The organism is Streptomyces sp. KR55 (assembly GCF_052245645.1).
GTDB lineage: Bacteria > Actinomycetota > Actinomycetes > Streptomycetales > Streptomycetaceae > Streptomyces > Streptomyces flavusporus.
The window spans coordinates 1-3,966 of sequence record NZ_JBQQCE010000659.1; the positions used below are offsets into that span (position 1 = coordinate 1).

Genomic DNA, 3,966 nt, shown 5'->3' on the forward strand with positions numbered 1-3,966 from the left:
CTGCTGCCGGCCGAGCGCGCGGCGTTCCTGGCCTCGATCCGCGCCCTGCTCTCGCCGGGCGATGCCCTGCTGCTCGGCACGGACCTGGTCAAGGACGAGCAGGTCCTGGTCCGGGCGTACGACGACGCGGCCGGGGTGACGGCCGCGTTCAACAAGAACGTCCTGGCCGTGGTCAACCGCGAGCTGGGCGCCGACTTCGATCCCGGCGCCTTCGACCACGTGGCCCTGTGGGACACCGCCAACGAGTGGATCGAGATGCGGCTGCGCTCCCGTACGCACCAGACCGTGAAGGTTCCCGCGCTCGATCTCGCCGTGGACTTCGCGGCGGGCGAGGAGTTGCGCACCGAGGTGTCGGCGAAGTTCCGCAAGGAGGGCGTACGCGCCGAACTCGCCGTCGCAGGACTGGAGTTGACCCACTGGTGGACGGACGGCGAGGGCCGTTTCGCGCTGTCGCTGAGCACCGTCCGCTGATCAGCCGAAGGGGACCGCCAGCGCCTCGGTGATCCGACGGGAGGCGCGGCGGGCCTCCGTCGCCGGGTCGGCACCGGTGAGCACCTCGGTCATGTACTCCTTGATCGGGTTGTCGGCCTCCACGTTCGCCCACTCGGGAGTGCTGGGGGTCGCCCGGCCCTGCGCGGCCCCGGCCGCCATGGCGGCGACCCCCTCCTCGCCGGCGACGGCCTGTGCGAGCGTCGTCTTGTTGGGGACGTAGTTCATGGTGCGGGCCAGCTCGGTGTTCCACTTGGCTCCGGCGAGCGCCTCGACGACGGCGACGGCGCCGTCGCGTGCGTCGGTGTTGTTCGGGATGACGAGGTCGGAGCCCCCGGTGAAGACGGCGCCGGGCTGGTCGGCGCTCTTGCCGGGGACGGGGAAGAAGCCCAGCTCGCCGTCGAGTTCGGGGTTCTGCTGCACGATCGCGCGGGCGAGCCCCGGCACGGCCACGATCTGCGCCACGCGTCCCTCGGCGAACACACCGGCCTGCGGCGGGTGTTCCTCGTCCGCGTCGACCGGGCCCTTGCCGAGGGCCTGGAGCCGCCGGTAGAAGTCCATGCCGCGCAGGGCGGCCGGGGTGTCCAGGGTGCCCCGCCAGGTGCCGCCGTCCTCCTGCGCCAGGTCGCCGCCCTCGTCCCAGATGAAGCCGGAGAGCGTGTACCAGTCCTGCCCCGCCAGGTAAATGCCCTGGTTCCCGGCCGAGTTGAGCTTCTCGGTGGCGGTGAGCCACTCCTCGCGGGTCCGCGGCGGGGCCTCGATGCCGGCCTGCCGGAAGAGGTCCTTGCGGTAGATGACGACGCGGTTGGCCGCGTACCAGGGGATGCCGTACTGCGTCGACCGCTGCCGGCCCGGCTCGGCGAGGCCGGGCAGCCAGTCGCGCATGCCCCAGTCCCGCAGCGACTCCAGGGTCAGGTCCAGCAGCCCGCCTCCCTCGACGTACTGCGGGACCTGGGTGTTGCCGACCTCGATCACATCCGGCCCGTCGGTGCCCCCGGTGGCGTCCGTTTCGAGGGCGGCCTGCACCTCCTCGCCGATCCCGGTCCACTCCTGGATACGGATGTCGAGGTCGAGGTCGCCGTGGGTGCGCTCGAACTCGTCGGTGAACCGCTCCAGGAAGTCCTTCGAGGCGCTGTCCTTCATCAACCACACGGTGACGGTGCGCCGTTCGGTCCCTCCGCCCTGCGGCACGAGTCCGCACGCGCCGACGAGGGATACGGAGACGCAGACGAGGGCGAGGCAGCGAAGTCTCACGAGGGGTCCTGTTCTGTCTGGCGGACAGGGCGGAGGGGCCCGACGTGGGGGAACGAGCGCGAGGGCTCGCACGGGTGTGCCGATTTTGGTATGGACCAATGCGGAGGTCAAGGGATTCCCGGGGAGCCGGCCGACGCCTCGCGCTCCGGCGCAGCTTGGGGCACGGTGGAGTGACGCGTGACACACGGGTCACGGCGGAGAGGAGTATCTGCATGTCGAACCACACCTACCGGGTCACGGACATCGTCGGCACCTCGCCCGAGGGCGTGGACCAGGCCATCCGTAACGGCATCGGCCGCGCCTCGCAGACCCTGCGCAACCTGGACTGGTTCGAGGTGACCGAGGTGCGGGGCCAGCTCGACAACGGGGAGATCGCGCACTGGCAGGTCAGCATGAAGGTCGGGTTCCGCCTCGAGGACGCGGGCTGAGCGGCCTCAGGTCCTGCCCTCGCGCTCCTGCGCCACCTTGAGTGCGGCGGAGGGGGCCGCCCAGCGCGCCCGTACGACGGTGAATCCGGCCCGCTCCGCGTCCTCGCACACCAGTTCGTCGTCGTCCACCAGGACGCGGATCTTCCGGGTGCGGGCGAGCCGGCGGAGGATCCCCAGCTTGGTGTACCGGGCGGGCCTGCGGTCGTCGTTGCGCCGCATGTACACGCGCCCCTCGGGCAGGCCGTGCACAGCCAGCCACTCGAGCGTGTCCTGCCGGCAGCGCTCGGGCCGTCCGGTGAGGTAGACGACCTCGCACTCCTGCGCGCTCTCCACCACCAGCGCCACTCCCTCGGCGATCGGCGGGTCCTCGGGCGCGGCCGCGAAGAAGCCGTCCCAGTCACGCGGCTTGCGCTCCAGGAACCGCTGCCGGTGAGCGGTGTCGGCGAGGGTGTTGTCCAGATCGAAGACGGCGAGCGGGCGTTCGTCACGTGCGGTCACAGTGCCACCCTAGACGGGGAATGCCATCGCTTCCCGGGCGTTGAACCCTGTGTGAGTTCCGTGATCACCCAGACCCGCTTCTCCGTCCTCGACCGTTCCCGGACCCGAGAGGGACACACGCACGCCGAGGCGCTGCGCGACACCGTGCGGCTGGCGCAGGAACTGGAGGGGCTCGGCTACCACCGCTTCTGGGTCTCGGAGCACCACGGGGTGCCCGGCGTCGCCGGTTCCGCGCCGACCGTGCTGGCCGCCGCCGTGGCCGCGGCGACACGGACGATCCGGGTCGGCACCGGGGGCGTCATGCTGCCGAATCACCAACCCCTCGTCGTGGCCGAGCAGTTCGGCGTGCTGGAGTCGCTCTTTCCGGGGCGGATCGACATGGGGCTGGGCCGGTCGGTGGGCTTCACCGACGGCGTACGCAAGGCGCTGGGCCGCGACAAGGGCGTCGCCGAGGACTTCGCCGCCCAGCTCGACGAGCTGCTGGGCTGGTTCCGCGGCACCTCCCCGACGCGGGTCCACGCGCGTCCCGCGGAGGGCCTCACCGTGCCGCCTTTCGTGCTCGCGATGGGCGAGGGAGCCGCCATCGCCGCCCGCGCGGGACTGCCGATGGTCATCGGCGATCTCAGGAACCGCGAGAAGATGCGGCGCGGGATCGACCACTACCGTGCGAACTTCCGGCCATCGGAGTGGTCGTCGGAGCCGTACGTCGTCATCTCCGGCACGGTCGCGATGGCCGCGACCCCCGAGGAGGCCCGGCGACTGCTGATCCCGGAGGCCTGGTCCATGGCGTACTCGCGCACGCACGGCACCTTCCCGCCGCTGCCGCCCGCCGAGCGGGTCGAGGCGCTCACCATGACGGACCGGGAGCGCGGTTTCTACGAGTCCGGTCTCACCGGCCAGCTCGCGGGCACCGAGGGAGAGGTCGCCCACGAGCTGGAGACCGTGCTGAAGGAGACGGGCGCGCAGGAGGTCCTGGTCACAACCAGCACGTATGACCGTGCGGCCCTGCTGGACTCCTATCGGCGGCTCGCCCGGATCGCGGGCCGGTCGTAGGCTCACGTGTTTCCTTTGGGATCCGTAGTCATCCGTCGGTGTCGTGCCATGTGCCTGGCACTGATACCCGGTGTCGCATGTGGGTGCGCGGATCGAATACGTGACCTTTTGGCGAGGGTGTCGTTGATCGGATGACAGCACCACGGGTGAGGGAAGGGGGGCCGGTGAGTCGCAGGCTGCCGCTCGGTGAGGGCGAGACGGTCCGCACCGCCTGCGCCCGTGGCCTGCTGCGGACGGGCGTGGT

The 3,966-nt window shown here is 71.2% G+C and carries 5 protein-coding genes; 3 read left to right on the plus strand and 2 right to left on the minus strand.

The annotated features are described in order from the left end of the window. Positions 1 to 471 (plus strand): L-histidine N(alpha)-methyltransferase (locus tag ACTWQJ_RS47755; RefSeq protein WP_443312629.1); only part of this gene is annotated, 471 nt, incomplete at its 5' end. On the opposite strand, the gene ACTWQJ_RS47760 is transcribed toward ACTWQJ_RS47755, so the two are convergent. Continuing rightward, positions 472 to 1,743, minus strand: a complete 1,272-nt coding sequence (locus ACTWQJ_RS47760; protein WP_443312630.1) for an extracellular solute-binding protein — start codon at positions 1,741 to 1,743, stop codon at positions 472 to 474. It lies immediately after the preceding gene. A gap of 212 nt (positions 1,744 to 1,955) precedes the next feature. Here ACTWQJ_RS47760 and ACTWQJ_RS47765 point away from each other — a divergent pair, with 212 nt between their 5' ends. After that, complete coding sequence (locus tag ACTWQJ_RS47765) at positions 1,956 to 2,171, plus strand: dodecin (RefSeq protein ID WP_443312631.1); 216 nt, start codon at positions 1,956 to 1,958, stop codon at positions 2,169 to 2,171. A gap of 6 nt (positions 2,172 to 2,177) precedes the next feature. On the opposite strand, the gene ACTWQJ_RS47770 is transcribed toward ACTWQJ_RS47765, so the two are convergent. Next, positions 2,178 to 2,669, minus strand: a complete 492-nt coding sequence (locus ACTWQJ_RS47770; RefSeq protein ID WP_443312632.1) for a phosphatase domain-containing protein — start codon at positions 2,667 to 2,669, stop codon at positions 2,178 to 2,180. Positions 2,670 to 2,720: 51 nt separating this feature from the next. Here ACTWQJ_RS47770 and ACTWQJ_RS47775 point away from each other — a divergent pair, with 51 nt between their 5' ends. Beyond that, positions 2,721 to 3,722 (plus strand): LLM class flavin-dependent oxidoreductase, encoded by a 1,002-nt coding sequence (locus ACTWQJ_RS47775; RefSeq protein WP_443312633.1) that lies wholly within the window; start codon positions 2,721 to 2,723, stop codon positions 3,720 to 3,722. Positions 3,723 to 3,966 lie beyond the last annotated feature (244 nt).

Excerpts from the sequence above, each read along its gene's own strand:
- ACTWQJ_RS47765 (WP_443312631.1), top strand. The coding sequence starts at position 1,956 with ATGTCGAACCACACCTACCGGGTCACGGACATCGTCGGCACCTCGCCC.